This is a genomic window from Umbribacter vaginalis (assembly GCA_001552935.1).
Taxonomy (GTDB): Bacteria; Actinomycetota; Coriobacteriia; order Coriobacteriales; family Eggerthellaceae; genus Berryella; species Berryella vaginalis.
Window position 1 is genome coordinate 34,989 of the sequence record KQ959672.1, and the last position, 26,258, is coordinate 61,246.

Annotated in this window: 19 protein-coding genes, 4 tRNA genes and 1 riboswitch; of the genes, 18 read left to right on the forward strand and 5 right to left on the reverse strand. The window is 51.4% G+C overall.

From position 1 onward, the window contains the following. Positions 1-4 precede the first annotated feature (4 nt). The 3 genes from modD to HMPREF3190_RS00355 all read right to left on the reverse strand — a co-directional run bounded on the left by modD (position 5) and on the right by HMPREF3190_RS00355 (position 3,037). Positions 5-862 (reverse strand): ModD protein, encoded by an 858-nt coding sequence (gene modD, locus HMPREF3190_RS00345; RefSeq protein WP_066779081.1) that lies wholly within the window; start codon positions 860-862, stop codon positions 5-7. Positions 863-1,255: 393 nt separating this feature from the next. Further along, positions 1,256-2,314 carry a 4-(cytidine 5'-diphospho)-2-C-methyl-D-erythritol kinase gene (locus tag HMPREF3190_RS00350; RefSeq protein WP_066779084.1) on the reverse strand — a complete coding sequence of 353 codons (1,059 nt, stop codon included), beginning with the start codon at positions 2,312-2,314 and terminating at the stop codon, positions 1,256-1,258. Positions 2,315-2,524: 210 nt separating this feature from the next. Further along, complete coding sequence (locus HMPREF3190_RS00355) at positions 2,525-3,037, reverse strand: nucleoside deaminase (RefSeq protein WP_066779086.1); 513 nt, start codon at positions 3,035-3,037, stop codon at positions 2,525-2,527. A 35-nt stretch (positions 3,038-3,072) separates the two neighbouring features. On the opposite strand from HMPREF3190_RS00355, the gene HMPREF3190_RS00360 reads away from it, so the two are divergent. The 16 genes from HMPREF3190_RS00360 to HMPREF3190_RS00435 all read left to right on the forward strand — a co-directional run bounded on the left by HMPREF3190_RS00360 (position 3,073) and on the right by HMPREF3190_RS00435 (position 22,725). Further along, a tRNA-Ser gene (locus tag HMPREF3190_RS00360) sits at positions 3,073-3,160 on the forward strand. Between the two features lie 5 nt (positions 3,161-3,165). Beyond that, positions 3,166-3,256: transfer RNA gene (locus HMPREF3190_RS00365), tRNA-Ser, on the forward strand. Positions 3,257-3,622: 366 nt separating this feature from the next. Further along, positions 3,623-4,483 (forward strand): aminotransferase class IV, encoded by an 861-nt coding sequence (locus tag HMPREF3190_RS00370; RefSeq protein ID WP_066779089.1) that lies wholly within the window; start codon positions 3,623-3,625, stop codon positions 4,481-4,483. A 164-nt stretch (positions 4,484-4,647) separates the two neighbouring features. After that, positions 4,648-4,809, forward strand: a riboswitch (glycine riboswitch). 72 nt (positions 4,810-4,881) lie between these two features. Next, on the forward strand, positions 4,882-6,327 hold the full coding sequence (locus HMPREF3190_RS00375; RefSeq protein WP_449675886.1) for an alanine/glycine:cation symporter family protein: 1,446 nt from the start codon (positions 4,882-4,884) through the stop codon (positions 6,325-6,327). Positions 6,328-6,679: 352 nt separating this feature from the next. Continuing rightward, positions 6,680-6,756 (forward strand) — tRNA-Arg (locus HMPREF3190_RS00380). Positions 6,757-7,351: 595 nt separating this feature from the next. Continuing rightward, positions 7,352-7,900 carry a shikimate kinase gene (locus tag HMPREF3190_RS00385; protein ID WP_449675888.1) on the forward strand — a complete coding sequence of 183 codons (549 nt, stop codon included), beginning with the start codon at positions 7,352-7,354 and terminating at the stop codon, positions 7,898-7,900. Between the two features lie 277 nt (positions 7,901-8,177). Beyond that, positions 8,178-9,974: a LuxR C-terminal-related transcriptional regulator gene (locus HMPREF3190_RS00390; protein ID WP_066779092.1), complete on the forward strand. Its 1,797-nt coding sequence runs from the start codon at positions 8,178-8,180 to the stop codon at positions 9,972-9,974. A 473-nt stretch (positions 9,975-10,447) separates the two neighbouring features. After that, complete coding sequence (locus tag HMPREF3190_RS00395) at positions 10,448-11,194, forward strand: precorrin-2 dehydrogenase/sirohydrochlorin ferrochelatase family protein (protein ID WP_066779098.1); 747 nt, start codon at positions 10,448-10,450, stop codon at positions 11,192-11,194. Then, complete coding sequence (locus HMPREF3190_RS00400; RefSeq protein ID WP_066779100.1) at positions 11,191-12,789, forward strand: glutamyl-tRNA reductase; 1,599 nt, start codon at positions 11,191-11,193, stop codon at positions 12,787-12,789. Before HMPREF3190_RS00395 ends, HMPREF3190_RS00400 begins: the two co-directional genes overlap by 4 nt. Next, on the forward strand, positions 12,786-13,868 hold the full coding sequence (gene hemC / locus HMPREF3190_RS00405; protein WP_066779103.1) for a hydroxymethylbilane synthase: 1,083 nt from the start codon (positions 12,786-12,788) through the stop codon (positions 13,866-13,868). The genes HMPREF3190_RS00400 and hemC overlap by 4 nt, the downstream gene beginning before the upstream one ends. Then, positions 13,861-15,798, forward strand: coding sequence for a bifunctional uroporphyrinogen-III C-methylase/synthase (locus HMPREF3190_RS00410; protein ID WP_066779105.1), 1,938 nt, complete (start codon positions 13,861-13,863; stop codon positions 15,796-15,798). The genes hemC and HMPREF3190_RS00410 overlap by 8 nt, the downstream gene beginning before the upstream one ends. Positions 15,799-15,945: 147 nt before the next feature. Further along, positions 15,946-17,211 carry a 12,18-didecarboxysiroheme deacetylase gene (gene ahbC, locus HMPREF3190_RS00415; RefSeq protein WP_066779107.1) on the forward strand — a complete coding sequence of 422 codons (1,266 nt, stop codon included), beginning with the start codon at positions 15,946-15,948 and terminating at the stop codon, positions 17,209-17,211. A gap of 4 nt (positions 17,212-17,215) precedes the next feature. Continuing rightward, the gene (hemB, locus tag HMPREF3190_RS00420) at positions 17,216-18,214 is read left to right on the forward strand and encodes a porphobilinogen synthase (protein ID WP_066779110.1); all 999 of its coding nucleotides are present in this window, start codon (positions 17,216-17,218) and stop codon (positions 18,212-18,214) included. Further along, the gene (ahbB, locus tag HMPREF3190_RS07490; RefSeq protein ID WP_066779113.1) at positions 18,207-21,290 is read left to right on the forward strand and encodes a siroheme decarboxylase subunit beta; all 3,084 of its coding nucleotides are present in this window, start codon (positions 18,207-18,209) and stop codon (positions 21,288-21,290) included. Before hemB ends, ahbB begins: the two co-directional genes overlap by 8 nt. Further along, entirely contained in the window at positions 21,274-22,581 is a 1,308-nt protein-coding gene (gene hemL, locus HMPREF3190_RS00430) for a glutamate-1-semialdehyde 2,1-aminomutase (RefSeq protein WP_066779116.1), read from the forward strand. The genes ahbB and hemL overlap by 17 nt, the downstream gene beginning before the upstream one ends. 68 nt (positions 22,582-22,649) lie before the next feature. Beyond that, a tRNA-Glu gene (locus HMPREF3190_RS00435) sits at positions 22,650-22,725 on the forward strand. A 45-nt stretch (positions 22,726-22,770) separates the two neighbouring features. Here HMPREF3190_RS00435 and HMPREF3190_RS00440 read toward each other — a convergent pair. Continuing rightward, a complete protein-coding gene (locus tag HMPREF3190_RS00440; RefSeq protein WP_449675893.1) occupies positions 22,771-23,988 on the reverse strand; it encodes a TatD family hydrolase in 1,218 nt (405 codons plus the stop codon). A gap of 34 nt (positions 23,989-24,022) precedes the next feature. Continuing rightward, positions 24,023-24,970, reverse strand: a complete 948-nt coding sequence (locus tag HMPREF3190_RS00445; RefSeq protein WP_082715025.1) for a tRNA threonylcarbamoyladenosine dehydratase — start codon at positions 24,968-24,970, stop codon at positions 24,023-24,025. 153 nt (positions 24,971-25,123) lie between these two features. Between HMPREF3190_RS00445 and HMPREF3190_RS00450 the strand changes: the two genes are divergently transcribed. Both HMPREF3190_RS00450 and HMPREF3190_RS07185 read left to right on the forward strand, forming a co-directional pair. Further along, positions 25,124-25,852, forward strand: coding sequence for an amino acid ABC transporter ATP-binding protein (locus tag HMPREF3190_RS00450; protein WP_156425664.1), 729 nt, complete (start codon positions 25,124-25,126; stop codon positions 25,850-25,852). Positions 25,853-26,047: 195 nt separating this feature from the next. Continuing rightward, positions 26,048-26,188, forward strand: a complete 141-nt coding sequence (locus HMPREF3190_RS07185) for a DUF4357 domain-containing protein (RefSeq protein ID WP_082715028.1) — start codon at positions 26,048-26,050, stop codon at positions 26,186-26,188. The last annotated feature ends 70 nt before the right edge of the window (positions 26,189-26,258 follow it).

Sequence of the window (26,258 nt, forward strand, 5' to 3'; positions counted from 1 at the left end):
ACTACTAACAAGGTGACACAGGCGTCATGATTACGCCCATATCAAGCGGCGGGGCATACAGAGGAGCAGACGTAATAAGCCCATCTGCGCCACTCGCTGCGTATTCGCGACAATTGGAGGGATTTATTCCACCAGCAAGCGTAAGCGTTGCATGGGGAAAATTGGCACGTAAGGTAGTAATTATTTGTGTTGCCTGCGTTACGGGAAGTTTGTCAAGTTGAATGCCATCTGCACCAGCCGCTAAGTAATCGACAGCATCAGCTGCACAGCACTCAATGAAGACTTTCTTTTCGCACGCCTGACGCTTCAGCGCAGGTAGTTGTTTTAAAAGTGCTTGTTTGCCACCCATAAGAACACGGTGTTCTTCAAAAATAAGAATCGTTTCGGCAAGACCTAAACGATGGAGAAATGCGCCTCCAGCATGGATAGCTTTGGTGGCTAGGTCGCGCGTACCAGGAATACTTTTGCGCGTTACATACAGATTCGTATTGGGATTAACGGCGTGAATAGCCTGTACCATCGTGTGGGTTTTAGTGGCAAGCGCACTGTAGTGCTCGAAGAGGTTCATGCATACTTTCCATATGCTGTGTACGCCTTGCGCGGCTCCTTCAAGAGCAAAAAATGGTTGCTGAGCTGTGATTGGTGTGCCCGATGCTTGAGTAAGCATCACATCTACCTTGCGCAGATGCGCCAGCGCTTCGGCTTCTTCAGTGCAACACACAATGCCATCAGTGCGTGCATAAAATTGAAGCCGCGCACGCGCAGCATTCGATAATAGCAGGTTAGAGGTAATATCAATACCCGTAAAATCTTCTTGTAAAAGGTATTCAATGCGTGATGGACTAATCCATTGAATACTCATAGTAACCCCCGGATACGTGTTATGCGTGTAATGCGTGGTGCAGCATGATGTGTATTCTGCGTGTTAAGCGTTGCGCGAATGATAGCGCGTATTTTGTCCATGCGTATTATATTCGCTGCAGTATTATTCTATAGTAGGAATAATAAGTCATACTATCACACAATGGGAAGTTTTATAGTCACAGAATACATAAACTATGTTAAAAGAATGGTTGTAATGGCGCGTGCTGTTTACGTCAGTATTGGAATGTTCGCCTGCGCAATAACCACAATTACGATGTGGAGCATTGCCATGTCTGTGTAGCAAATGTAGGTTATTTCCCTACAATTGCAACATATTAAATGCGTTTCGGCATGAATTTGTTGGTGCAAGGCGGAAGTTGCGATGCGGAGCTTACAGCGGAACAACTTGTACGCCGCAGGGAGAAAGCGCTCCAGCAAACGACCAATATCCTTGCTGAGCGGCGGCATCTGCACAGCGTTGTGCCTCTTTACGCGATTCACAAAACAACACGCTTGCTGATCCGCTTCCGCATAGCAAAAATGAACGTTTATCTGGGAGTTTATTGCTCCATGAAGCAAACTGTTCGTGAAGCGGTTGCAGCGCTGAACAGCACCCGAGCGCCGCGCTGGTTAGATTGTTGTGAAGCAACGTCTGCGTACGAAAAAAGTTTGATGCGTGGAGTAATTTTTCCATCTGCACCTTTGCCAGCTGCAATTCTTTCGGTTGTAATCTTTCCGAGTGCACCGTCTCTCGCTCAAATTTTTCCTGTGAACAGGCGTTTGAACCTGTTGCGGTTTCATGCAAGCTATCGAAATATGCATATGCTTGCGCAGTGCTCACTCCTTTATCTGGCTTTATAAGGCATAGAGGCTGTTCAGTAGCATGTAGCCGATGGTGCAGTATATCGCCACGCTGCGTGTAATAACCGCATCCTCCGTGCAAGAAAAAAGCTACGTCAGATCCCAGTTCGCATGCCAGTTTTTCAAGCGCCACACCAGCGGGGAACAGCACGCTTGCCCCATACAGCGCTGCGGCAGCATTGCTCGATCCGCCGCCAAGCCCCGCCTGAACAGGGATTCGCTTGACTGCTTGCACGTGGATGTGTCCTGCGGGAATGCAAGCATAGTGCGCATACAGCATAAGCGCCTTTGTAATAAGGTTGTCTTCTGGCGCACCAATCATAACGGGTTTTCCTTGCGCATCGATTATGTGAAGTGTAATGCGTAGGTTTTTTTGGCACGTGCCAGCAAGAGAAGGGTCGGGCATGTAGCGTATCGTGAGCGTGTCATGCAGGTCAAGCGTGTGCAATACCGTGTTTACATCATGATAGTCATCGGGTCGTTTGGCGCCAACGTGCAAGTACAGATTCACCTTGGCAGGCGACTGTACCGTTGCCGAGAGCGTGTCGTTTGCGGCATTTACCTGGTGATTAGTTGACGAACGAGGCATAGCGATTCACCTTCTTGCTTGGTTGTTTTCTGTTGTGCGTTACCGCGTACTCCCTTGTGCCGCGCGTGTGTTGCCGCTTGCACGTTGCCCACGTGTGTGGCGCGTGTGGCTTACGTGTGTTGCGCGTGTCAGTGCTGCCCGCGTTCCCGTTCCCGTTCCCGTGGCTCTCTGTCGCGTTCCCGCACGACCGCACACTCGTTCTCGCGCCCTTCAGCCACGTTCTTTACCTGCATGTTTGTGCCCGCGCTTATCCGCAAAAAACTCGCGCAGCAAATCGGCGCACTCGTGCTCAAGGACGCCACCCTCAACGGCAAAGGTATGGTTAAGCCGCGTGTCAGCGTGCACTGCATACAGCGATCCCAACGCCCCAGCCTTGGGATTTGGCGCTCCCCACACGCAGCGAGCAATGCGTGCCTGATGCATCGCGCCCGCGCACATTACGCACGGCTCAAGCGTTACGTACACCGTGCAATCGCTTAAACGCCACGCGCCCAGTACCCGCGCTGCTTCTTGTAGCGCTTGCAGCTCGGCGTGTCCGCACGGATCGTCGTGAAATTCGCGACAATTGTGCATTTTGGCAACAATGCGAGGCTGAGCAAGCGGTTTTCGCGTTTCTTTATTAATCGGCTGAAAAACCACAATTGCTCCAATAGGCACTTCACCTGCGCGTTTGGCAGATTTTGCTTCTTCAATTGCAATATACATGTAATCTTGGTCATTCATAGGTATATTATATGGTATTCTATTGTGCGTTTAGCGGAGGAATGGCCGAGTGGTTGAAGGCGGCAGTCTTGAAAACTGTTGTGCTGCAAGGTACCGTGGGTTCGAATCCTACTTCCTCCGCCAGTTTTGGAGAAGTGACCGAGAGGCCGAAGGTGCTCGCCTGCTAAGCGAGTAATCGCCACAAGCGATTCTGGGGTTCGAATCCCCACTTCTCCGCCAGATTCTTCAGCCCGAGCGTGTGTTCGGGCTTTTTTTGTGCTTACAATCGGTTGCCTGTTTCCAGTGTGTAAATCATATACGCCGTTGAGCATAGTCAATCTTGATATATCGGCTTAATGTGTAACAATGAATACCATTATGAGCAGCGTTTGCGGCTGCATGTTACAGCCGTTCGTGGCAATATAAAGCGGCCACATGTTACGGCTGCTCGCAGTGTTTGTGACTGTCCGTTGTGGCATCGGCTTGTTACGGCTGTTCGTAGCGTTCGCGACAGGGTGCCGCGCCCATCGGCTTTGCGTAATCTGCTGCAATTCGCTTGTTGTAATCTTTTGCGGTCTGTGTATGGCGGTATTAAGGAGGCTTCCAATGGAAAATTTAGCGTACTATGACGGTGAAATTGGTACAGTTGACCAGGTGAAAGTGCCATTTCTCGATCGTGCACACTTTTTTGGTGATGGCGTGTATGAAGCTACGATGGCAGCTCATGGCAAGCCCTTTTTGCTTGAGGAACATCTTGATCGTTTTTATTCAAGCGCTACATCGTTTTCTATTCGTATTCCGTTTGAAAAAGAGCAGCTGCGCACGCTGCTTCTTGATTTAACCTCGCGTGTTGATGGTGAAACTCATTTTGTATATTGGCAGGTGAGCCGTGGGGTTTCCATGCGCAACCACGTGTTTGATCCTGATATGAAAGGCAAGCTGTGGGTGCTTATTCGTCCGCAAGCTATCGACCCCATAACCGATGAAGGCACCGTTATTTCAACCGCCGACAAGCGATTCGAGTACGGTAATGTAAAAACACTCAATTTGTTGCCAGCGGTGCTATATAGCCAAATGGCACAAGATGCTCATGTCAGCGAAACAGTATTGCATCGTGATGGTATCGTCACCGAATGCGCACATTCAAATATCTCTATTTTGAAAGATGGCGTGTTTCGTTCTCATCCAAATGACGAGCATATCTTGCGTGGAATTGCAAAAACGCATCTGATTTTAGCGTGCTACAAGCTGGGCATTCCCGTTATCGAACGCGCTTTTACGCTTGATGAATTAGCACATGCCGATGAAGTGATTGTAAGCTCTTCGTCGAAGTTTGCACTTCGTATTCGTGAATTGAACGCAGCGCCTGTTGGTGGGCACGATGAAGCAACATTGCGTCGCATTCAACGCGCTGTTGCTGATGAATTTGAAGCATATACGGGGTACAGTGTGGCGGGTACGTTATAAACCCAACCGTTTACAGATAAAACTTACCATTTACCGCTTATTTTGGTTTTTGTACTTGTACCGCTGCTTTCTCCTTGCAATAATGCGAACACATAGTTCAACGAAGTTTCTTGAATTGTACGGCGCATGCACCCGCGCGAGCTGCGCTTCGCAAAACTGGAAACAGAGAACGCTCTGGAAAATTCTTAAGTGAATGCCGAAGGTGCAAGATTACAAATGTTTCGCAAGTAACATAGCGATTCGCAGAGCAACAAGCATTTCGCATGAAACATGTGCGCTGCGTATTTGTAATCGAATCTCTCAGGCAAAAAGACGGAGAATTCTGCTTGTACTTGCAGCTTAAGTGCCAAGTACTCCGTCCAAGATATATCCAGTGCATACGAGCAAAGGAGAATATTTTGGAAACCGCACTACTTCATATTGTTCAAACAATCAATTCGTACTTGTCGAATTACGTGTTGGTATTTCTGCTGCTTGGTGCAGGAATATTTTTCACCATTCGCACACACGGCATTCAATTTCGTCGTTTTGGTGAAGGTGTTGCGCGCTTGTTTGGTGGCTTTTCATTAAACGGCACCAAGCATAAAGATGGTATGAGTTCGTTTCAAGCGCTTGCAACCGCTGTTGCAGCGCAAGTAGGAACGGGCAACATTGTTGGTGCATGCGGCGCTGTGCTGGTGGGTGGCCCGGGTGCAATTTTCTGGATGTGGCTGATTGCGTTGCTGGGTATGGCAACAAACTACGCTGAGGCAGTGCTTGCGCAGATTACGCGTGTTACCGACAAGGACGGTGTCGTGCAGGGTGGTCCAGCGCGTTATATTACCTATGCATTCCATGGTGGACTGGGTAAATTCCTTGCAGGTTTCTTCGCTATTGCAATTATTATGGCGCTTGGATTAATGGGTTGTATGGTACAAGCAAATTCTATTGCAGAAACGATGCATACCGCTTTTAGCATTCCTACTTGGATGGTTGGCTTGTTTGTTATGCTGCTGTGCGCGTTTGTGTTTTTGGGCAATTTGCAGCGCTTAGCTTCTGTTACTGAAAAAATTGTTCCTATTATGGCCATCATTTACATTATTGGTGGTATTGGTGTTTTGATTGTGAACGCACAAAACGTTGGTCCCGCATTTGCTAGTATTTTTACCATGGCGTTTAATCCTCATGCGGAAATCGGTGGTTGTGCATTTGGTTTGATTGCTGCTATTTCGCAAGGTGCAAAGCGCGGATTGTTCTCAAACGAAGCTGGTATGGGTTCTACACCGCATGCTCACGCGCTTGCCAAGGTAGAAAAGCCGCACGACCAGGGTGTTGTTGCCATGATCGGCGTGTTTATCGACACATTTGTTGTGGTTACGATTACTGCTTTGGTTGTTATTTCTACTCTGTATGTTGGTGATGGCGCGCTTGCGCAAAATTATGCGCAAGCAGTAGCAGGCGGCATTGGTAAAACCAATATGGCACAAATTGCATTTGGCTCATTGTTAGGCGAATTTGGCGGAAATGCATTTGTGGCAATTTGCTTGTTTATGTTTGCATTCTCAACTATTTTGGGATGGAACTTGTTTGCAAAATTGAACGTGAAGTATCTGTTCCCGAACAAAAGCAAAACGGCTGTTACCGCGTTTTCGGTTATCGCATTGATTTTCATATTCATGGGCTCGCTTGCGTCAAACGATTTAGTGTGGGAACTTGCCGACCTCTTTAATCAGCTGATGGTTATTCCAAACGTAATTGGTTTGGTGGCACTCTCTGGCTTAGTTGCAAAAGCGGCTCATGCGCCTCGTGCGAAATCTGCTGTTCAAGCGGCTGCTGAAGCTGCCGAGGCGGCTGAAGCTGAATAGTATTGTAGTGTGCGCGTATCACGTATGGGCTGTTATGTAAGGTGTAAGGTTTGCAAGAGTGTTTGCGTGATAGCGTAAGTGAGTGACCGAGTGCATGATAGCGTGAGTGTACTATACCATGTGCGGTAGTATGGAGATTATCCTCTCCATATGCCACACATTGTTATGCAGCAGGTAATACGAGCGTGTGTCATGGTGTGTACTAGTTTGCAAAGGTGAGCAATGGCGCGTATGAGTGCGGAAAAATATACTGCACTGTGCAAGAACTATCTTCAAACATTGCTCTTGACAAGCGTCAATAGTACGGTACAATATCCTAGCTGTTGAAATTTTGTTTCAACGCGTGATGCGTGCGCCGTTACCTCAGCTGGATAGAGGGACTGACTACGAATCAGTACGTCGGGGGTTCGAATCCCTCACGGCGCACCATTTTTCTAGCAATTTTTAAATCTTTGCTGCAAATTCCTGTTTCATTCTTTTCCTTAGATTTTATATGTTTACTCTAGCTTTTATGCTGTTTTATACCAGAAACCCCTGCTCTATACTGGAAGTTTCTAATCTATATCAGAAACTCTTGCTTTATAGTTCCGCTTTATGGTTTGCCTTGTAATAAAATTTTTTTTCAAGACATAAACGCGCATACCAATCAAATATTCCTAAAAGTTTAGCTGACAGCTAATGAATGATCATGGTGCTTTTGCGATACTTATGCCGTCAAGCAACGACACTATGTTATTTCGTTGCACGGTGAATAAGCGGTTAGGAGATTATCATGACCTTTATTGCGATGCTGCTCATTTTCCCATTTGCTGTTTTGTTTGACGTGTTAAAGCGCTCGAAATAGCGTATTAGCCGATAGTGTTGTCATAACGAGTATGCTTATAGGTACGCTTATAGGTACGGTTTTATGGGTCTGATTTTTCTTTAGTGTACTCTTCGTTGGAATGTATCATGCGAACAGCGAGTATGTAATAATTGTTAGTGCAAAAAACTACTCGAGCGTTATTATCCGCAGGAGGGCACAGTGCGTGATACATTAAATATGCCTGGTACATGCAGTAAAACTCGTAAGAGCGAAACTATTACCTTAATTGGAATGCCCGCATCGGGCAAGTCGACACTTGGCTGTGCCCTTGCGCATCATTTGAACAAACAGTTTATTGATGCTGATAAGCGTATTGAAAGCGCCCATCATAAAACTTTGGAGCAGCTTATCGATGAGTATGGCGTGGCTCGTTTTCTTCAGATTGAAAGCGATGCTGTGTGTTCGATTGACGATGAAAACGCTGTTATCTCAACGGGCGGAAGTGCGGTGTATTCTGCGCGTGCTATGGAACATGTCGCAACGCTCGGTCGTATCATCTATTTGGAAGTATCACTTAATGAACTGGAAAAACGCCTTGGCAACTTGCAGGAGCGTGGTGTTGTTGCGCGTAATGGCAGCGTGGTATCTCTACAGCAGTTGTATAGCGAACGTGTACCGTTGTACAGGCGTTATGCAAATCTTACGGTACATATTGATGGTACTACCGTGCAAGAAGCCTTACAAATTGTTATAAATGCACTTCAATAATATATTTTAATCCATTTCGTTATTCTCACGAGATGACCTGTGATTTGTTCATGTGGAGACTGCATTTATAGGTTACCAAATGCATTTGTGCCTATTTTTTCAATACCATATATTCGCCTCATTCGTTCATTTAATTTTGACTCGTGTGTTAACTCTGTTCTTTACGCCTTGCTTCATTGTGCAAGGATAGCGATAATAAACGTATTTAATAGTTGTATTGTGTTTTGTGCGTACGGTGTGCAAGGAATATCTGTGCCACAAAAGAATAGGTAGCATTATGACATCATCTTCTACTCGTGTGTCGCAGGCGGGCGCTTGTGAACGCCGACATCAGCCATTAAACGTGTTGCTGGTAGCAGCATGTGGTTTTGCGTGCATGATTGCCTATAGTCGCATGTTATCTACAGGTTTTGTAGGGTATCTTATTTCTGGTGGCGCAGCTATATCCGATCCGTATTATGCGCTTCGTGCAATAAGTGAAATTGTTACCTTTGCGCTGTTGTCTTTGATTGCGTACAATAAGCGCGTTTCGATTAAACCACTTGCCCTTATTGTCTCGATTGCATGCATGATAGGCTCAACTATTGTTATTGCGTGTGCATCTATGGAATCGTGGGTTGTTGCACCATGTTACGTTATAGCAAGTGTTGCAAATGCTCTTGTAATGTATACGTGGATGTTATTACTGAGCACATTTACCATTCGCTCAATTGTGGTAAGTGTATTAGGCGGCGTTTTGTTGGCAGCGCCGTTGATGATGGTGCCTGGCTTGGGGCGTGAAATTTGCCTGATAGTTGCTGCCGTTTGTGCATTTATTTCAGGAGTAAGCGTGTTGCGTATTGATACTACGCTGCAATGCGCGTGCACTGAAACGAAGCTTCAAGAGGGCGTGTTGCATCGTATTCCCTGGTTAAGCGTTATTTTGGTACTCTCAAGTGGATTTTTAGGAACGGCGCTCTACGCTATTGCTTACAAGCGTCTTATTACATTAAGCGATGGGGCGAATATAGCAGTATACGTAATAACGGTGCTGGTAGCGCTTACCATTGTGGTATATCTGATTGTGTGTACACGCGGATGGTCGCATTTTATTGGTTTCCCATCGGTTGTTATTTTAGCGCTTGCAATTTTAAGCTCGTGTTTTGTGTCGGATATGTTTGTGCAAACGACGCTTGGTTTGTTGCTGGCATCGGTTTTTTGTTCGCGCTTGCTGTATTGGATTATTTTTCCTGCTTTGTTTACAACGTTGAAAATCCCTCGTGGCTTTTTAGTTGGCTTGTTGCTTATTTGTGCTAACGGATCGCTTGCGTCGCTCGTGGGTGGTGCTGTGGGGTCGTTGTTGCCGATGAACGTGCATATTTTAAGCAATGTTGGCTGTGCTATTGCTGTTATCGTTGCGCTTATTTTGGTAGGTGGCGTCATTTTGTCGCACGAAGTAAGCCTTATCCCGTATCGTATCGACGACATGCCTGAAGCGATCGAGGGCTTCGATGCGGCCGGTGCGCGTCGGATGGATGCGATGCAAGGGGCTGATACACGGCAAGAGGCGTATGCACATCAGCAGGCTGATGCATTGCACCAAGAGAATGGAATGCGTCAAGAGAATGCACGTGAGCAAACGGATGCTTGTCAGGCGGCAAATCGTGCTGGTGCGGATATTGGCGTTGCGAACGGTTATGCCGAACATATTTCTGCTGGTGAAGAACGTGAAACTGCTGGTGCTGCTGGCGAGGAAGGCGATGCTGCTAGTTCCTCACACACTGCGTACACTGATACTGCGCATGGTGCTGGCAGCGCGCTAGAAGGGGCACCTCGCGCTGATGAAACTACCATTTCACTTGAAGAAAAAATGAAACAGCAAATAGATGTGGTGTCGCAGGAGTACGGCCTCACAAAACGCGAAACTGAAGTAGTATTGCTTACAGCACAGGGTTTTTCATGTGCTTATATCTCGCAGAAATTGGTTGTTTCGAACTCGACAGTACGTTTTCATCAGCAAAATGCCTATCGAAAACTGGGTGTGCATTCCCGAAACGAGCTTATCGAATTTGTAAACGCCGCACAAAGTGTGTAAGGCAAGCGTAATGCGACACAAATCCTAACTGCAGAAGTGCTACGCACGAAGTGGTACGTTACATCTGCGCGTGGCTCTGCTGAAACGTGTGTGCCGCCACGTTCCCGAGTACTCAGCTGCTCCGTTCCTCAATACGCCCGCTGCGCCGACCCGTTCCTGAGCGTCTTCGCACCTTGGTATCGTGCGCATCCGCACCGCTTCGTTGCGTTCTCCATAAAACACGCATGCTACCTGCAGAAATTCTATGAGCGGACGGTTCCAGTGTTCGCTACCCTCTCTATTTTCACAGGTTGCCACTCTTCTTTATGCGCTTATCATGCAGTGCAATTATAGCGGCGTTGGTATAGTTTCTTAAAAAACTAGTACTTTTAACAGTTATAAATATCGCAAACTCTCTTTAGTATACCTATGCGCTTATGTATATGCGTTTATATACATAAGCAGGGTGGGAATTGCACTTAAAAGGGGAGAGTATGACGTATTGCGGGAAACGTGCGCCGTATCCGCTGTTCATTTACATGGAGGGCAAGCGCGCACTTGTTGTTGGAGCAGGCAAAGTAGCTGAACGAAAAATTGCTACCTTGCGCGAGTATGGGGCGAGCGTGCATGTTGTTGCTCCTGATGCAACGCCAAAAATTCAGGAATGGGCGCATGCGCATCTCATTCAGTGGACGCCTCGCGCCTACGAGTCGGGCGATATTTCTGACGCGTTTTTGGTGTTTGCAGCAACGTCATCTACCCAGGTCAACAAGCAAGTTTTTCTTGATGCCGAGGCGCATAATTGCCTGTGCAACGTGGTGGACGTGCCCGTGCTATGCAACTGCATTGTGCCGTCGCTGATGCGTCGCGGCGATTTGCAAATTGCTGTTTCAAGTGGTGGAGCTGCACCAACGGTGGCAAAACACATTCGTCACACGCTTGAGGCTCAGTATCCTGCCTATTGGGAAGAATATGTGCGCGTGCTGGGAGAGCTGCGCACACTTATTAAACAGCGCGTTGAGGGCGATGCCGTCAATCGTACGCCTTTGTTTGAGGCGGTCGCGCAGGCAGGCCTTGAAAAGCGCGTTGAACAGGGCGAACAGCTTGATATTTACGCGCTTTACGATGAAATTGTCGCGCCTTTGCTGCATAGTTCTGAACGGGGGCATCGTCGTGCGCGTTTTTATGCCGATTCCCAGGATGTGAACTGTGCTAACTCTCAAGAAGGGAGCGCGCGATGAGCTTGTTTCTGCTTGGAGCAAGCTACAAAAGCGCTCCGTTGCCTGTGCGTGAAGCACTTGCTATTACTCCTGATGACGTTACATTATGTGCTGAAGCGCTGTTGCGTGAGCGTGGCATCGACGAGGTTGTTATTCTTTCTACCTGTAATCGCACCGAGCTGTACGTGAACGCGCAAACTGATAGGCTTGCTCATCAAGCGCTTGTTGCGTTATGTACCGCGCGTCTCGTTCAGGCGAAGCGCGGATTTGCCGAATCACCCGCCTGGCTTATTGAAAATTACTGCTACGAAAAGCGTGGCATGGAAGTAGTGTCGCACCTATTCAGCGTTGTGTGTTCGCTTGACTCCATGGTGCTTGGCGAAGCTCAAATTTTGGGTCAAACGAAGCGCGCCTTCGAGATGGCGGAGCTTCATAAAACCTGTTCAGAAGTTCTTTCCCGCCTGTTCAAAACGGCGCTTAGTGTTGGCAAGCGTGCGCGCAGCGAAACTGCCATTGGCTCGGATTGCGTATCGATGTCAACCAGCATGATGCATATTGCACGTGAACATTGCAGCGCTCTTCAGGATGCGTCATGTCTGGTGCTGGGAGCAGGGGAAATGGCGCAGTTGTCGCTGCGCTACCTGTTGCAAGCGCCCGTGAAAACCATTTATGTGGCGTCACGTCATTATGCGCATGCACAGCAGGTAGTAGAACAGCTGAAAGCAGACATGCGCACATCAGCTGTGGGAACGGCAGATGCAGAAATGGCAGATGCGGGAACGGACGGCGCGGGAACGCCAACCGCGGGAATGGCAGACGTGGGAACAGACGGCGCGGGAACGCGACAATCTACCACCCCCACCGTGTTACAGGCCATCGATTTTGCTGATCGGTACTCGTATATTGCCCAATCGCAGCTGGTAATGAGTATGACACGTGCATCTTCGTTCATCATTGCTGCCGAAGAGTTGGAAATGGCACGCAATGCGCACCACACTGCTGAAAATCCCACGTCAGACGACCCACTCGTGCTTATCGACGCCGCAATTCCGCGCGACATCGACCCCGCGTGCGCGTCGCTGCCAGGCGTTCAGCTATTTGACACGCAGCACGTTCAGCATGTTGTTGATGCGGGGCTGAGTGCACGTATGGAAGCTGTTGGTGCTGTTGAGAAGCTTATTGAGGAAGCGCAATCTGAGTTTTTGGCGTGGATGCAAGAGCGCAGTGTTACGCCAACCATCAAAGAAATGTACGAAAAAGGCAGCGTTGTGGTTGATAGAGAGCTCAAGCGTTGCATCAAATCGTTCGAGAATGCACGCGGTCAGAAGTTGTCGAGCGACGAGTGCCAGCTACTTGAGCTGTACGGCGAGGCCATTGTCAAGAAGTTGCTGCATGGACCTACGGCGCGTTTGCGCAAAGAGGCGCACACGAGCGCGTCGTTTTATTACACAGTGTCGGCGCGCTATTTGTTTGGGCTGGACACTAACCCGCCAGGATCGGGCTGTCCGCATTGCGCGCATCCTACGTGTCTTGAAGGAAAGGGCTGTTCAAAGCGCCAAAATTGCGAAACCTTGCAGCAGGTGGGCGCACGTTCTGCCGAAGGAGTAGCGCGATGAAGCAAACGCTTATTATTGGCACGCGCGCAAGCAAGCTGGCGTTATGGCAGTCGAATTATGTAGCTGAACTGCTGAAACAAGTGCATCCGAACCTGGATGTAAGCATGCGCACGTATACGACACAAGGCGATCGCATTTTGTCGAAGTCACTTGCGGAACTGGGCGGCAAAGATCTGTTTACCAAGGAGCTTGATCAGGCATTATTGGCGGGCGACGTGGATTTGTGCATCCATTCGATGAAAGACGTTGCGCGCGTGTTGCCGCAGGGTTTAGGCATTCTTGCTATGCCGAAGCGTGCGGACGCTCGCGACGTGTTGGTGTGCGGGCCCCGCTTGGCGCATTGCCGCAGTCTTGCCAGCATTCCCGCAGGTGCGCGGCTTGGTACGGGCTCGTTGCGGCGCAGCGCTCAGCTGCGAGCGGCGTTTCCCTTGGTGCAGCCGCTTGATATGCGCGGCAACGTTGACACGCGCATCGAGAAAGCTTACAGCGATCGCTATGACGGTGCCATTCTGGCTGCTGCGGGGCTTGAGCGTATTGGCTTGGGAGCGCATATTTCGGCGTATTTGTCGGTTCAGGAAATGGTTCCCGCTGCAGGCCAGGGCGCTATTGGCATTGAAGCGCGCGTTGATGACGACCGCGTTCGTACGCTGCTTGCGGCCATTAACGATGCAGAAACGATGCGCTGCGTGCAGCTTGAGCGTCGTATTTTGGCAGCGCTTGGTGGCGATTGCAAAACGCCGATTGGCGTGTATGCGCGTTTCTCGTGCGATGACCAGCGGGAACGTGCGCGCGAGGAACAGCAGGAACGTGTTCGCGATGAGCAGGCCGCACCCGCGCCCGCACCTGAGCCCGCACCTCTTGGAGATGAACAACTCACACCCGCACCCCTTCACAACGCAAACGTGCAGGTAGATGCCGTGGTTTTGTCGCTCGATGGCGCGCGCAGGGCGCGTGCTTCGTTTACGGGCGCGTATGCAAACGCGGAAAAAAGTATCATTGACCAGCTTGCATCCCAGGGAGCGTTCGACATATTGGCGGATGTGGTGCGTGCGTCTTCAACAGGAGGCGCTTGTGAATAATCCTACGTTTACACAGAATGCGCCGGCGGTGTATTTGGTTGGCGCGGGCCCAGGCGATGCGTCGCTGCTGACGATTCGCGCTGCTTACCTGCTGAAACATGCGTCGTGCGTTATTTATGACTATCTGGTTAGTGACGAGATTGTAGGCATGTGTAATGCGCATGCCGAGTGTATTTTTGTAGGCAAAAAGGGTTTTACTCAGCACGTTACGCAGGATGAAATCAATGCGCTGTTGCTTAAAAAGGCACGTCAGGCTCAAGATGCGGCTGCGGAAATGTGTGGCAGTGCGGATGCAGCAGCGCGTGGCAGTGCGGCTGCGGAAGCGAGCAATACTTCCACCGCTTCGCGTTCACTTGAACACGTTCCCAATTACGCCCATGAACAGGCACGTGGATTCGTTTCCCATAGCATCTCTACGGGCGAAAGCGAACCTGCGCTCCATTATGCCTTTGAACACGCACAGCGTCCCTACGTGGTGCGCTTGAAAGGCGGCGACCCCTATATTTTCGGGCGCGGCGGCGAAGAAGCGCTCGTTTTGCACCAGCATGGCATAGCATTTGAGGTGGTGCCAGGCATAACAAGCGGAATTGCGGCGCTGATGTACGCGGGTATCCCCGCCACGCATCGCGGAATTGCTACGTCGGTAACGTTCGTTACTGGCAACGAAGACCCAAATAAGCAGCAAAGCACCACAAATTGGCAGGCGTTGGCTCGGCTTATCACCAGCGGCTCGAGTGTTGTTCTGTATATGGGTGTGAAAAATTTGCCGCACATTCAGCGCAGTTTAGCTGCGTATGGCGTTGCGGGAACTACGCCGTGTGCTGCGGTTATGTGGGGAACGTGTGCGCAGCAAAAATCGTGCGTCACGACACTTGAACAGGCGTTCGACGTGATGCAGCGCAAGGGCATTGGTGCACCGTGCATTATCGTTATCGGTGGCGTTGCCGCGCTTCACAAGCAGCTGAACTGGTTTGAAAAACGCCCTTTATTTGGGAAAACGGTGCTTATTACGCGTACGCGCACCCATTCGTCGCACATTCGATGTGCCTTGCAAGAAGCGGGCGCGCGCGTGCTTGAAGTTCCTGCACTGCGCGTTGTTCCACCAACCAACACAGCAGCCTTGCACGAAGCGGTTGCGCGTTTAGCGTCATACGATTGGGTGGTGTTTACCAGCGCAAATGGTGTGCACGCTTGTTTTGGCGCTCTGCGTGGCTTGCGTGATGAAGTGTATCGTTTGTCTGGCGAAGCGACAGGTGAAGCGACGGCTGAAGTACATCGTGACGCGCGTAGCTTGCCTGGCGAAGCGCCTCGCGAAGCGACAGGTGAAGCATTTCGCGACACGCATAGTTTGACAGGTGAAGTGACAGGTGAAGCACGGTGCGCCGTACGGTGCGATGCGCGTGCGTTCGGCACGGCAAAGGTGGCGGTTATAGGCTCTGCAACTGCAGAAACGCTTCAGAGCTACGGTATTGTTCCCGATTGTATGCCGCAGGCCTTTGTTGCAGAAAGCCTGGTAGAAGCCTTGCAAGCGGCAGGCGTTCGTCACACCTCGAAGGTTCTTATTTTGCGCGCCGAAGAAGCACGCGACACGCTGGTCGAGGGCTTGCGCGCCTTGGGTGCGCAGGTAGATGTTGTAAGCGCGTATCGCAGCGAGAAGTGCACCGAGCAGCTAAAACAGGTGTTGAGCTCGGGTGTTTCGATTGACGCGTGCACATTTGCGTCGTCGTCGGCTGTGAAAGCCACCGTTGATGCGTTAGGCGCCCATGCACAGGCGTTCTTTTCGCAGGTAGACGCGTTTTCAATTGGACCGATAACCACGCGCACCATGCTTGCTCACGACATTACGCCAGCTGCTGAGGCGCGCATTTACAACGCGGATGGCCTGGTAGACGCTTTGTGTGCCTATTATTCGCATCACAAGACGCCATGACCGTTCGCCAGCGTTCGTTCGCCAGCGTTCGTTCGTTCACTCGTCCGTTCGTGGATCCATACCACGCACGTGACCAGCATATATGAGGGAATTTCGCCCGCGTTCGCATTGCTCCGAACGCGCGCGGAACAAGAGATAGGGGATGTTATGATAGGAATTTCGAAACTGTATTGTGGGGCGGTGGAGCCGTCTGACGTTTTGCGCTACAAGCGTCTTTCCAACAAGTTGCCAAGCGATTTGCTGCAATTTTCTGTCGATAAAAAGCCAGTTGTGGTGTGGAATTGCACGCGTACGTGCAACTTGAAGTGCATCCATTGCTATGCGGGTTCCGACGCGCATCACTACGATCAGCTAAGCACCAGCGAAGCGAAAACGATGATCGACGACCTTGCGCAGTTTGGTGCTCCTGTTCTGCTGTTTTCGGGCGGCGAGCCCTGCGTTCGCGAAGACTTGTGCGAGCTTATGCATTATGCGAAAGACCGCGGCATGCGCGTTGTTATTTCAACGAACGGCACGCTTATAACGCCCCAGCTTGCTAAGGAGTTTGCGAAGGTGGGGCTGTCGTATGTGGGCGTTTCGCTTGATGGCGCGCGCGAAACTCACGATAAGTTCCGCGGCGTTCCAGGCTCGTTCGACCGTTCGCTTGAAGGTTTGAAGAATGCCCAGGATGCAGGCATAAAAGTGGGCTTGCGCATGACTATCAACAAGCTGAATTGGCGTGAAATTGACGATGTGTTCGACGTGATGGAGCAGCGCAATATCAACCGCGCGTGCTTCTATCATTTGGTGTATACCGGCCGCGGGTCGGCGCTTATCGATGAAGATTTGAACCACGAAGAAACGCGTGCTGCCGTTCGCAAAATTATGGACAGAACGCGTGCGTGGTTTGAGCGTGGCGGGCGTCCTGAAATTCTGACGGTTGATAATCATGCCGACGGTCCCTTCGTGTATCTGGAAACTTTGAAAGAAGACCCAGATCGCGCGGCAGAAATTATGCAGTTGTTGCAATGGAACCAGGGAAATTCAACGGGCGCGGGTATTGCGTGCGTAAGCTGGGATGGCGAAGTGTACGCCGACCAATTTTGGCGTCATTTTTCGTTCGGGAACGTTAAAAATCGTCCGTTTTCGGAAATTTGGAGCGATGTGAGCCGCACGAACGAGCAAAGCGAGCTGATGTTCCGCTTGAAAAATAAGCGTCCGTTTGTGAAAGGCCGCTGCTCGCAATGTAAGTGGCTTGATATTTGCAACGGCAATTTCCGCGTGCGCGCAGAAGCTGCAACAGGTGATTTGTGGGCAAGTGACCCAGCATGTTACTTGACGGATGAAGAAATTGGCCTTGGCTCGGTAACGGGTACGGCACCAGGCGTGCAAGGCGCTCTCGGCAAGCAACTGTGTTCAGCAAGTGAGGTGTAGCATCATGAATTTTGCTCCGTTTCCTTTATATCGTACGCGCCGCATGCGTTCCTGCCCTGAAGTGCGCCAAATGATTCGCGAAACCGAACTCAGCGTGCGCGATTTCATCTATCCGCTGTTCGTTTGCGAGGGTGAACAGGTAAAACGCGAAGTGAAGTCGATGCCTGGCGTGTTTCAGTATTCGCTTGACATGCTCGATAGCGAGCTGTGCGAACTTGAATCGTTGGGCATTGCGGCTGTTTTGCTGTTCGGGTTGCCAAGCCACAAGGATGAATGTGGCTCGCAAGCTTACGACGAAAATGGCATTGTCCAGCGCGCCGTGCGACAAATTCGCGCCGATCACCCCAAACTTTTTGTGATTACCGACGTGTGCATGTGCGAATACACAAGCCACGGTCATTGCGGCAAATTGACGCCGTCGGGCGATGTCGACAACGACGCAACACTTCAGTGGTTGGCGGCTGAAGCGCTTAGTCACGCACAAGCCGGCGCGAACATGGTGGCGCCCTCCGATATGATGGACGGGCACGTGGCTGCCATTCGCCAGGCGCTTGACCAGGGTGGATTTTCGAACGTGGGCATTATGTCGTACTCCACGAAGTACGCAAGCGGCTTTTATGGGCCGTTTCGCGATGCCGCCGATTCTGCGCCAGCTCATGGTGACAGGCGTTCGTACCAAATGGACCCTGCGAACAGGGAAGAAGGTGTTCGCATGGCTGAAATTGACATTGCGCAGGGTGCCGACATGGTGATGGTGAAGCCTGCTCTTGCGTATTTGGACGTGCTGCGCGATGTGCGCGAGCGTTTGCATTTTCCGACGGTAGCCTACAATGTGTCGGGCGAATATTCTATGGTGAAAGCCGCAGCTCAGAATGGGTGGATTGACGAAAAGCGCGTTGTGCTTGAGTTGCTGCTAAGCATAAAACGTGCTGGTGCGTGCATGATTATCACCTATCACGCGAAAGAGGCAGCGCGTTGGCTAAGTGAGGTTGACCATGGATAAAAGCGTTATGTGCCCAGTTCACGAAGGCGGCGAACGTACAGCCGCGTGTGTTTGCGAGAACGCGGGCGGGGAAGCGACTCGCTACACGGGCGGGCATCCCGGCGGTCACCCCGTTCCCCACGCAGGTGGACACCCCGGCGGACACCCCGGCGGACACCCCGGCGGCCACGCGTCTGCGTCAACTGCCACAATCCCCGTTCACGAGGGCGGTATCCACTATCGTTCGAACACATCCGACCCTACGCGTGCGTATCGGCCGGGCGCTGGAGCTGCGGCTCGCGCGTACGAGGAGCGCACAGGCATCAAGCCGCCGAAAATTATTGCGTGGGAAATTACGCGTTCGTGCAACTTGGCGTGTGCGCATTGTCGCGCGGCGGCGCATTGTGCGCCGTATCCTGGAGAATTGAGCCTTGACCAGTGCAAAGCCGTTATCGACGACATTGCAACCATCACCGACCCGATACTTATTTTAACGGGCGGCGAGCCGCTGATGCGCGCTGACATCTGGGATATTATCGACTACGCGCACGAAAAAGGCCTGCATCCTGTTATCGGCACCAACGGCACCATGATTACCGACGAGATTGCGCGAAAAATTTACGAGCACAACATTCCGCGTGTTGCTGTGTCGCTTGATTTTCCTAACGAAGCAGGTCAGGATGCGTTTCGTGGGAAAGATGGCGCGTTTGAGGAAACGCTTGCAGGCATTCGCAACATGAACAAATATGGCATTGGCGTGCAAGTGAACACCACCGTCACCAAGATGAATCACACGATGATGGACGAGTTGCACGATTTAGCGCTGGATAATGGCGCGGTTGCGTTTCATCCGTTTTTGCTTGTGCCCACGGGTAGAGGCACCGATTTGCTTGATGTTGAGCTTACGCCCGACGAGTACGAAGAAGTGCTGCGCTGGGCATTTGAGCGCCAACAAAGCTCGCCGATGCATTTCAAGCCCACCGATTCGCCGCAATATTATCGCATCTTGCGCCAACAAGCCGCAGCTCAAGGAATAAAAGTAAGCCCCGCAACCTACGGCATGGAAGCCATGACGCGCGGGTGTTTGGGTGGCATCACGTTCGCGTTCATCAGCCACGTTGGACAGGTGCAGCCCTGCGGTTATTTCGATATGAACTTGGGGAACGTAACAGAAATTCCGTTCTCGGAAATTTGGACGTACTCGCCTGTGTTCGAGAATTTGCGCCATTACGAGCGCTTGAAGGGCAAATGTGGAGCGTGCGAGTATAAAAGTGTGTGTGGCGGTTGTCGCGCGCGGGCGCTTAGTTTGTATGGCGATTACATGCAAGAAGAGCCCTACTGTGCCTATACGCCGAAAAAACGTCAGGAAGAGCTGGTGCTTTCGCGTATTCAGGCGCATTTTCCGCTTACGCCGCGTCCGCTTGAAACGCTGGCTGACGAGCTTGGACTGTCGGCCGATCAGGTGCGCGAGACGCTGGAGCATTTGTACGCGCAGAAGAAAATTCGCCGCATTGGCGCGTCGTTTACCTCGCACAAGCTGGGATATGTGTCGTGTTTGTGCGCATTGGCGATAGAAGGCGGCGATGCAGCCATTGAAGCTGCCGCGCGGGTGGTAAGCTCGTATCTGCAGGTCACGCACAATTATGGACGCGATAATCGCTACAATATTTGGTTTACGCTTATTGCGCGTTCACCTGCGCAGCGCGACCGCATTTTCCAGGAAATTGTGCAAAAAACGGGTTGTCGTGATGCCTTGAAGCTGGCTGCGACGCGCACATTCAAGATACAAGTGCAGTTCAATGCGCGGAAGAACGACGAAAAAACGCTCCATAAACCGATGACGCTTTTGCAGGCTTATCAGGCACAACAGAAGGCTTTGGGCGGCGGTGGCGGTGTCGCGGCTGGTGGCTCTGGCACGACTGCTGGCGGCGGTGTTGAGGGTGACGGAAACGGCGCTAGCGGCGGTGCTTGCGTATGTGGGAATACTGCTGGCGGTAACAGCGCTCGTGCTGGTGATGCGCGTGAAGCTTCGTGCGTTCAGCAGCAGGCCTGTCCGATAGCCTCTGAACAGGTAAAACAGTGTGAGTGCGCCGCGCTGCAATCCGAGGGTGCAGCTCAGCAATCGCTTGATGCACAAGGTTGCGAAAGTGTCCACAACAAGCAAAACGACCAAAGTTCCCAAAGCTGCCAAAGCGATCAGGGGCGCCATCACAGTGTGCGTGCAGCCTTGGATGCACTCCATGAAAGCGAGCAGAAAAAGGCTCATGAACAGGCTATTCTTAACAACGACGTATTGCGCGCCGCTGAAGATGCGCAGCACAGTGCACTGTCTGCTCCGCGTGAATTTTCCGCTGACGACCCTGTTGACACGGCACTTTTGCGCTGGGTTCAAGGCGATATTATGCGCGAACAGCCGTCGAACTCGATGCCCGCAGCTCAGGTCAACGTAGATGCCGCTAACAGCGCTGCTACCCCTGCAACTGATGCGTGCGCTCCATCTAGTAGCATCTCCGAGCACGCTACCCACGCTGCGCACGGTATTAGCGCCGAGCACGCCACCCACGCTGCGCACGGCGCTCACGGAGCCAGCAACACGCCGTCTACCAGCACAAACGCTAGCATCCTGGAAGCTCCGTTTGCCGACGCTGTGCGCTTCGTGCAGCAACACGTTCCCCATGCAAACCTTACCGAGCAGGATGTGTGCGATCGCCTGAAAGGCTGGTGCGCGTCCAAAACTATCAGGCGTTTTGGTGCGATGGTTAAGCATCAAAACATGGGCTACACGGCAAATAGCATGACGGTGTGGCGTTTTGCGCCCGAGGACATCGAGCGCGCTGGTGCGGTGTTTGCGCGCGAAGCGGCGGTTTCGCATTGCTATTCGCGTGAAACGGCTCCTACGTGGGAATATAATATGTATGCGATGATTCACGGGCACACCGAGGCCGAGCTTGAGGCTACGGTCGAGCGCATGAAGCACGCTTTAAGCGAGGCGCACGTTCCCGTTCTGCAGATGAGCGCGCTGCAAACAACGTGCGAATTTAAGAAAACATCGATGCGCTATTTTGAGGAGGATAACTCGTATGACGTTAGTGCATAACAACAGCGTTTCGGCTTTTCAGAAGGCGGTTACGCTTATTCCTGGCGGCGTGAATTCGCCCGTGCGTGCCTTTGGGAACGTGAACGACACGCCGGTTTTTTACGACCATGCGCGCGGCTCAAAAGTGTGGGATGTCGATGGCAACTGCTACACCGATTTTATTTGCTCGTGGGGGCCGCTGATTTTTGGCGCTGGCGATGAAACGGTGCTTTCTGCCGTAAAACAGCAGCTTGACAAGGGGGTTTCCTTTGGGGCTCCCTGCATGGCCGAGCTTCAGTTGGCGCAGAAAATTGTTGACGTGGTGCCCGGCGTTGAGGAAGTGCGCATGGTGTCGTCTGGAACTGAAGCCACGATGAGTGCTATTCGCTTGGCGCGCGGCCTTACACAGCGCAACAAAATTGTGAAGTTTGCGGGCAACTACCATGGCCACAGTGACAGCTTGTTGGTGAGCGCTGGCAGTGGCGTTGCTACCTGCGGAATTCCCGATACGCCAGGCGTTACCGCAGCTACGGCAAGCGACACGATGGTGGCGCGCTACAACGATGCCGCGTCGCTTGAGGAACTGTTCGCCGCGCATGGCAACGATATTGCATGCGTGATTGTTGAGCCCGTTAGTGGCAATATGGGCGTTGTGCCTCCTGAAAAGGGCTTTTTGGAGTCCATTCGCGCGCTGTGCACGCAATATGGTGCGTTGCTTATTTTTGATGAAGTGATCACGGGTTTTCGTTTGGCGCTGGGCGGTGCGCAGGAATATTTCGGTATTGAAGCCGATTTGTGCACCTTCGGCAAAATTATCGGTGGCGGTTTCCCCGTTGGATGTATTGCAGGAAAACGCCAGTTCATGGAGGGTTTTGCGCCCGTTGGTTCGGTGTATCAAGCGGGAACGCTTTCGGGCAACCCTGTTGCTATGGTGGCAGGATATGCGCAGCTAAGCAAGTTGCAGCAAGCAGGCAGCGTGTTCTACGACGAGCTTGCACGCAAGTGCAGTTTTATTGCAAGTTCGTTGCGCACTTTTTGTGCCGAACACGAATTTCCTGTTCAAGTTAATAATATCGGAAGTGTGTTTACGCTGTTTTTCAGTAGCCAGCCGGTGTGTAATTGGGATAGCGCGTCGCGTTGTAACACAAAGCAGTTTGCGCATTATTTTTCGTCGATGCTTGATGCTGGCTTTTTGATTGCGCCAAGTCAGTTCGAGTCGGTGTTTATTTCCGCAGCTCATACGCAAGAAGATTGCGAGGCGTTTGTGGAAGCTGCGTGCCGTGCGTTGCAGCGCGTGCCGTGGAACGAATAGGAGCACTCGCGCCGTGTGTTGGTGATAGCCGCAGCGTACGGCGCTGGTGAGTTCCAGAATGTATATGCGCCCCCATCGTCTAGAGGCCAAGGACGCCAGCTTCTCAAGCTGGAAACGGAGATTCGAATTCTTCTGGGGGCACCATTTTTTTAGAAGCGAAAATTTTGCAACTTCGCATTTTTCTTGCATTTATTCATAGAGCGCCGCGGCAAGCGTTTCAAGCGTTTTGCGCCATTCATCAGGCTGAATTGTGGCATCGTGGTGCGGAAAATCGGTTTCTATCAAGCGTGACGCGCGCGGAATAAGCTTCAGGTATTCAGCTGTGCGCTTCGAGTGCAACATACGTGTTCCCACCGAAAAATACGCGCCATTACGAACAGCACGGTGCAGGTCATCGCACGATCCACTAAACCAATGAAACACGCACGCACAATGCTGAAATGCCTGGTAGTGCTCCAAAATATCAAGAACATCGCCACACGATTTCACGGCATGCATTGAAAGCGTTATGCGCGTGTTAATGGCTTGTGCGTAGGTGCAGCTTGCTTTAATCACCTGCGAAAACACCTGTTGTTGTAAGGTGCGCATTTCGCGATGAGCAGGAGCATAGTCAAGACCAATTTCTCCTATTAGTTGAACAGGGGAAACGTGCGTGCTTGCACGGGGTGTGCTCGCGTTGTGTGGGGCGCTTGATTGCGGCAATGTCATAGATTGTTTGCGCTGATAATCGCTTGAATTATGTGGTGTTATACAAGATGCGCTATCATGCTGCGTTGCGTTCTCCGTGAGATTGTGTTGAATTGCATTCTGTGTTGCATTGTATGGCGAGGTATGTGGAGAGCCATCATGGAGTGCGGCATCGTGTTGTATCACTGATGCATCGAGCGTGCTTTGAAAGTGTGCAAACAGCTTCTCAGCTGCGGCTTTGCTGGTAATATCCCACGGATGAAGCCCCAGGCCCACGTCAATGCCAGAATAGCGCGCAAAGCGGGCGCGGGCGGTGTGAAATTCTTCCGCGTTACGCGTTACGCATGCTACGTAAATGCCCTGGTTAGCAGCATATTCTGCAAGTTCATCGGCGTTTGCACACGCGTTCAGGTGAATGTGAGCGTCGTGAAGCATGCCGCCTGGTTGCGCAGCATCGTGAAGCTTGCCGCCTGGTTGCGCAGTGCCTCCGCCAAACACTTCGGACAGCACGTGCGTCTGAATTGTTGTTACATCCTCGTGTGACCCGCACGCTTCGTGCACCCCGTGCGCTGTGTGTACCTCGTGCGATTTTTCCAGCTTTTCTGCACACGAAGCAGCGCATGATCCACATTCCGCGTTCACGGGCTTTTCTGCAAGCGACGTTTCGCGCAATTCCCGTGCCCCTTGTAAGCCAGCTGCTTGTGCGTACGCTTCGCGCATCCGTTCTTCAGCATGTGAACTGGCGAAATGCGATTTATCGCTCGTCTGCATCGATGCCCACAATTCTGCGGATAACCCAGCCGGCAATCATCTGTCCCATGATAGGCGGCATGTAACTCATGGTGCCTAAATCGGAGCGATCGGCGCGCGTTGCCCCCTCGCGCGCCTGCGTTTGTGCAGGTTGTTCGCTTGAGTACAGCACGCGTAAGCCAGCAATATTGCGTTTACGTGCTTCTTTGCGCATAACACGGCAAAGGGGGCAGGTTTTCGTTTCGTAAATATCAGCAAACTGCAGAAATTCGGGATGTAATTTGTTGCCACCGCCCATCGAGGAAATAAGTGGTAATCCCTGTTCACAGGCATATTCCGCAAGCGCCAATTTCACGCTTACGCAATCGATGGCATCCACAATCCAATCAACGCTGCGCGCATGCGCCTGTAAAAACTCAGGTAGACTGGCCGCTTGCAAAAACGTGTCGTGCGTTTCAACCGTGCAGTGCGGGTTGATGTCCAAAATCATCGCGCGCATTACGTCTACCTTGCGTTTTCCAAGGGTTGAGTGGAACGCAATCGCCTGGCGGTTGATATTGCTTGCCGAAACGTAGTCTTTGTCGACGCAGATGAGCGTGCCAACGCCGCCCCGCGCCAGCGCTTCAAGGCAGTTCGAGCCAACGCCTCCGCAGCCCAGCACCATCACGCGTGCCCTGCGCAAGCGCTGCAATCCGTCAGTGCCAAAAATCACTTCCAGCTTCTCGGTGGAAGATCCAGGCTGATTGGAAGAGGGAACGGGCTGGTTGGAAGGGGGAACGGGCTGCTCGGAAAGCTCATTGGATGTTTCCGTTCCTGCATCCGCGCACACACGCGCGTCCGTTCCTATTTCTGTAGGCAGACCGCACGTTCCCACGCCCGCATCCGCACCCGCGCGCGTGACCGTTCCCGATTCCGTTCTTGTAATTGGCGTTTCCGTGGAAGAATTCAGCATACGGCGCGTGCCTTTCGTGTTTGAGCTTTTGTTTCGCCATAAGGCGTGATACTATCTACATGATACCTAAATTAAGGAGTTTTTGTGCCGGTACGTGCTGAAACATCTACAGAAATGCCATCAACGTCCACGCGCGGCGCCAGCGCCGATGTGATGATCAGCATTCAGCATCTTTCGAAATCGTTTGGCGCAACAACCGTGCTGCGCGACGTAAACATTGACGTCAAACGCGGAGAAGTGGTGGTTGTGCTGGGTCCGTCGGGCTCGGGCAAATCGACCATGCTGCGCTGCATCAATTTGCTGGAAACGCCTACGGGTGGGCATATTTTTATCGAAGGCAACGAAATTACTGCAAAGCGCACCGACGTGAATAAGCTGCGCGAAAAAGTGGGCATGGTGTTTCAGCAATTTAACCTGTTTCCCCATTTAACAGCTAAGAAAAATGTTGAGCTTGCGCAAATAAAAGTGCTGAAGCGCTCAAAAGAGGAAGCGGCACGTATTGCACGTGAACAGCTTGAACGCGTTGGCATGGCTGATAGAGCCGATTTTTATCCGGCGCAATTATCGGGCGGGCAGCAGCAGCGTGTGGCAATTGCGCGCGCGTTGGCGATGGATCCGCATGTGATGTTGTTTGACGAGGCCACAAGCGCGCTTGACCCTGAATTGGTGCGCGACGTGCTTGACGTTATGCGCGCACTGGCGGCAGGCGGCATGACCATGGTTGTGGTAACGCACGAGATGAATTTCGCACGTGAAGTGGCCGATCGCGTTATCTTTATGGAAGGTGGCGTGATTGTGGAAGAAGGAACGCCTGATGAGGTGTTCAATAATCCGAAGAGCGCACGCACCCGCGACTTTTTGGGGCATATTACCGAGCACTAAATACATTGAGAGTGTTGTTTTGATGTTAAGGGCAGCTTAAGCCTGTGTTGCCACTAAAGCAATAGCGGTCAAACACGCAACCACGCCAATCCCAACAGTAAGCAAAAGCTTGTTTTCAGCCTTACTCTTCATGCCTAAAGAAATAGCCACAACAAGTAGCAGTACTCCAACAAGCCGGAAGGTTAAGCTGAAAGTATCTCCCGGAACTGCAAATATTTATTTAAGAGCCCATCTTATGCCGCTTCATTTGTTTTAGGAATGACAACAAACGGTAAGACCGACTGGAAAACGGAAGATGGCAAATCGCTTAAAGATTTAGAAGAAATGGAAATCTAAAAGCGTTATGTGGGTCAAGTCTCAACTTTGGTGTAAATTAATTTCCTTCCCTTTATCTGCTATTTTTATG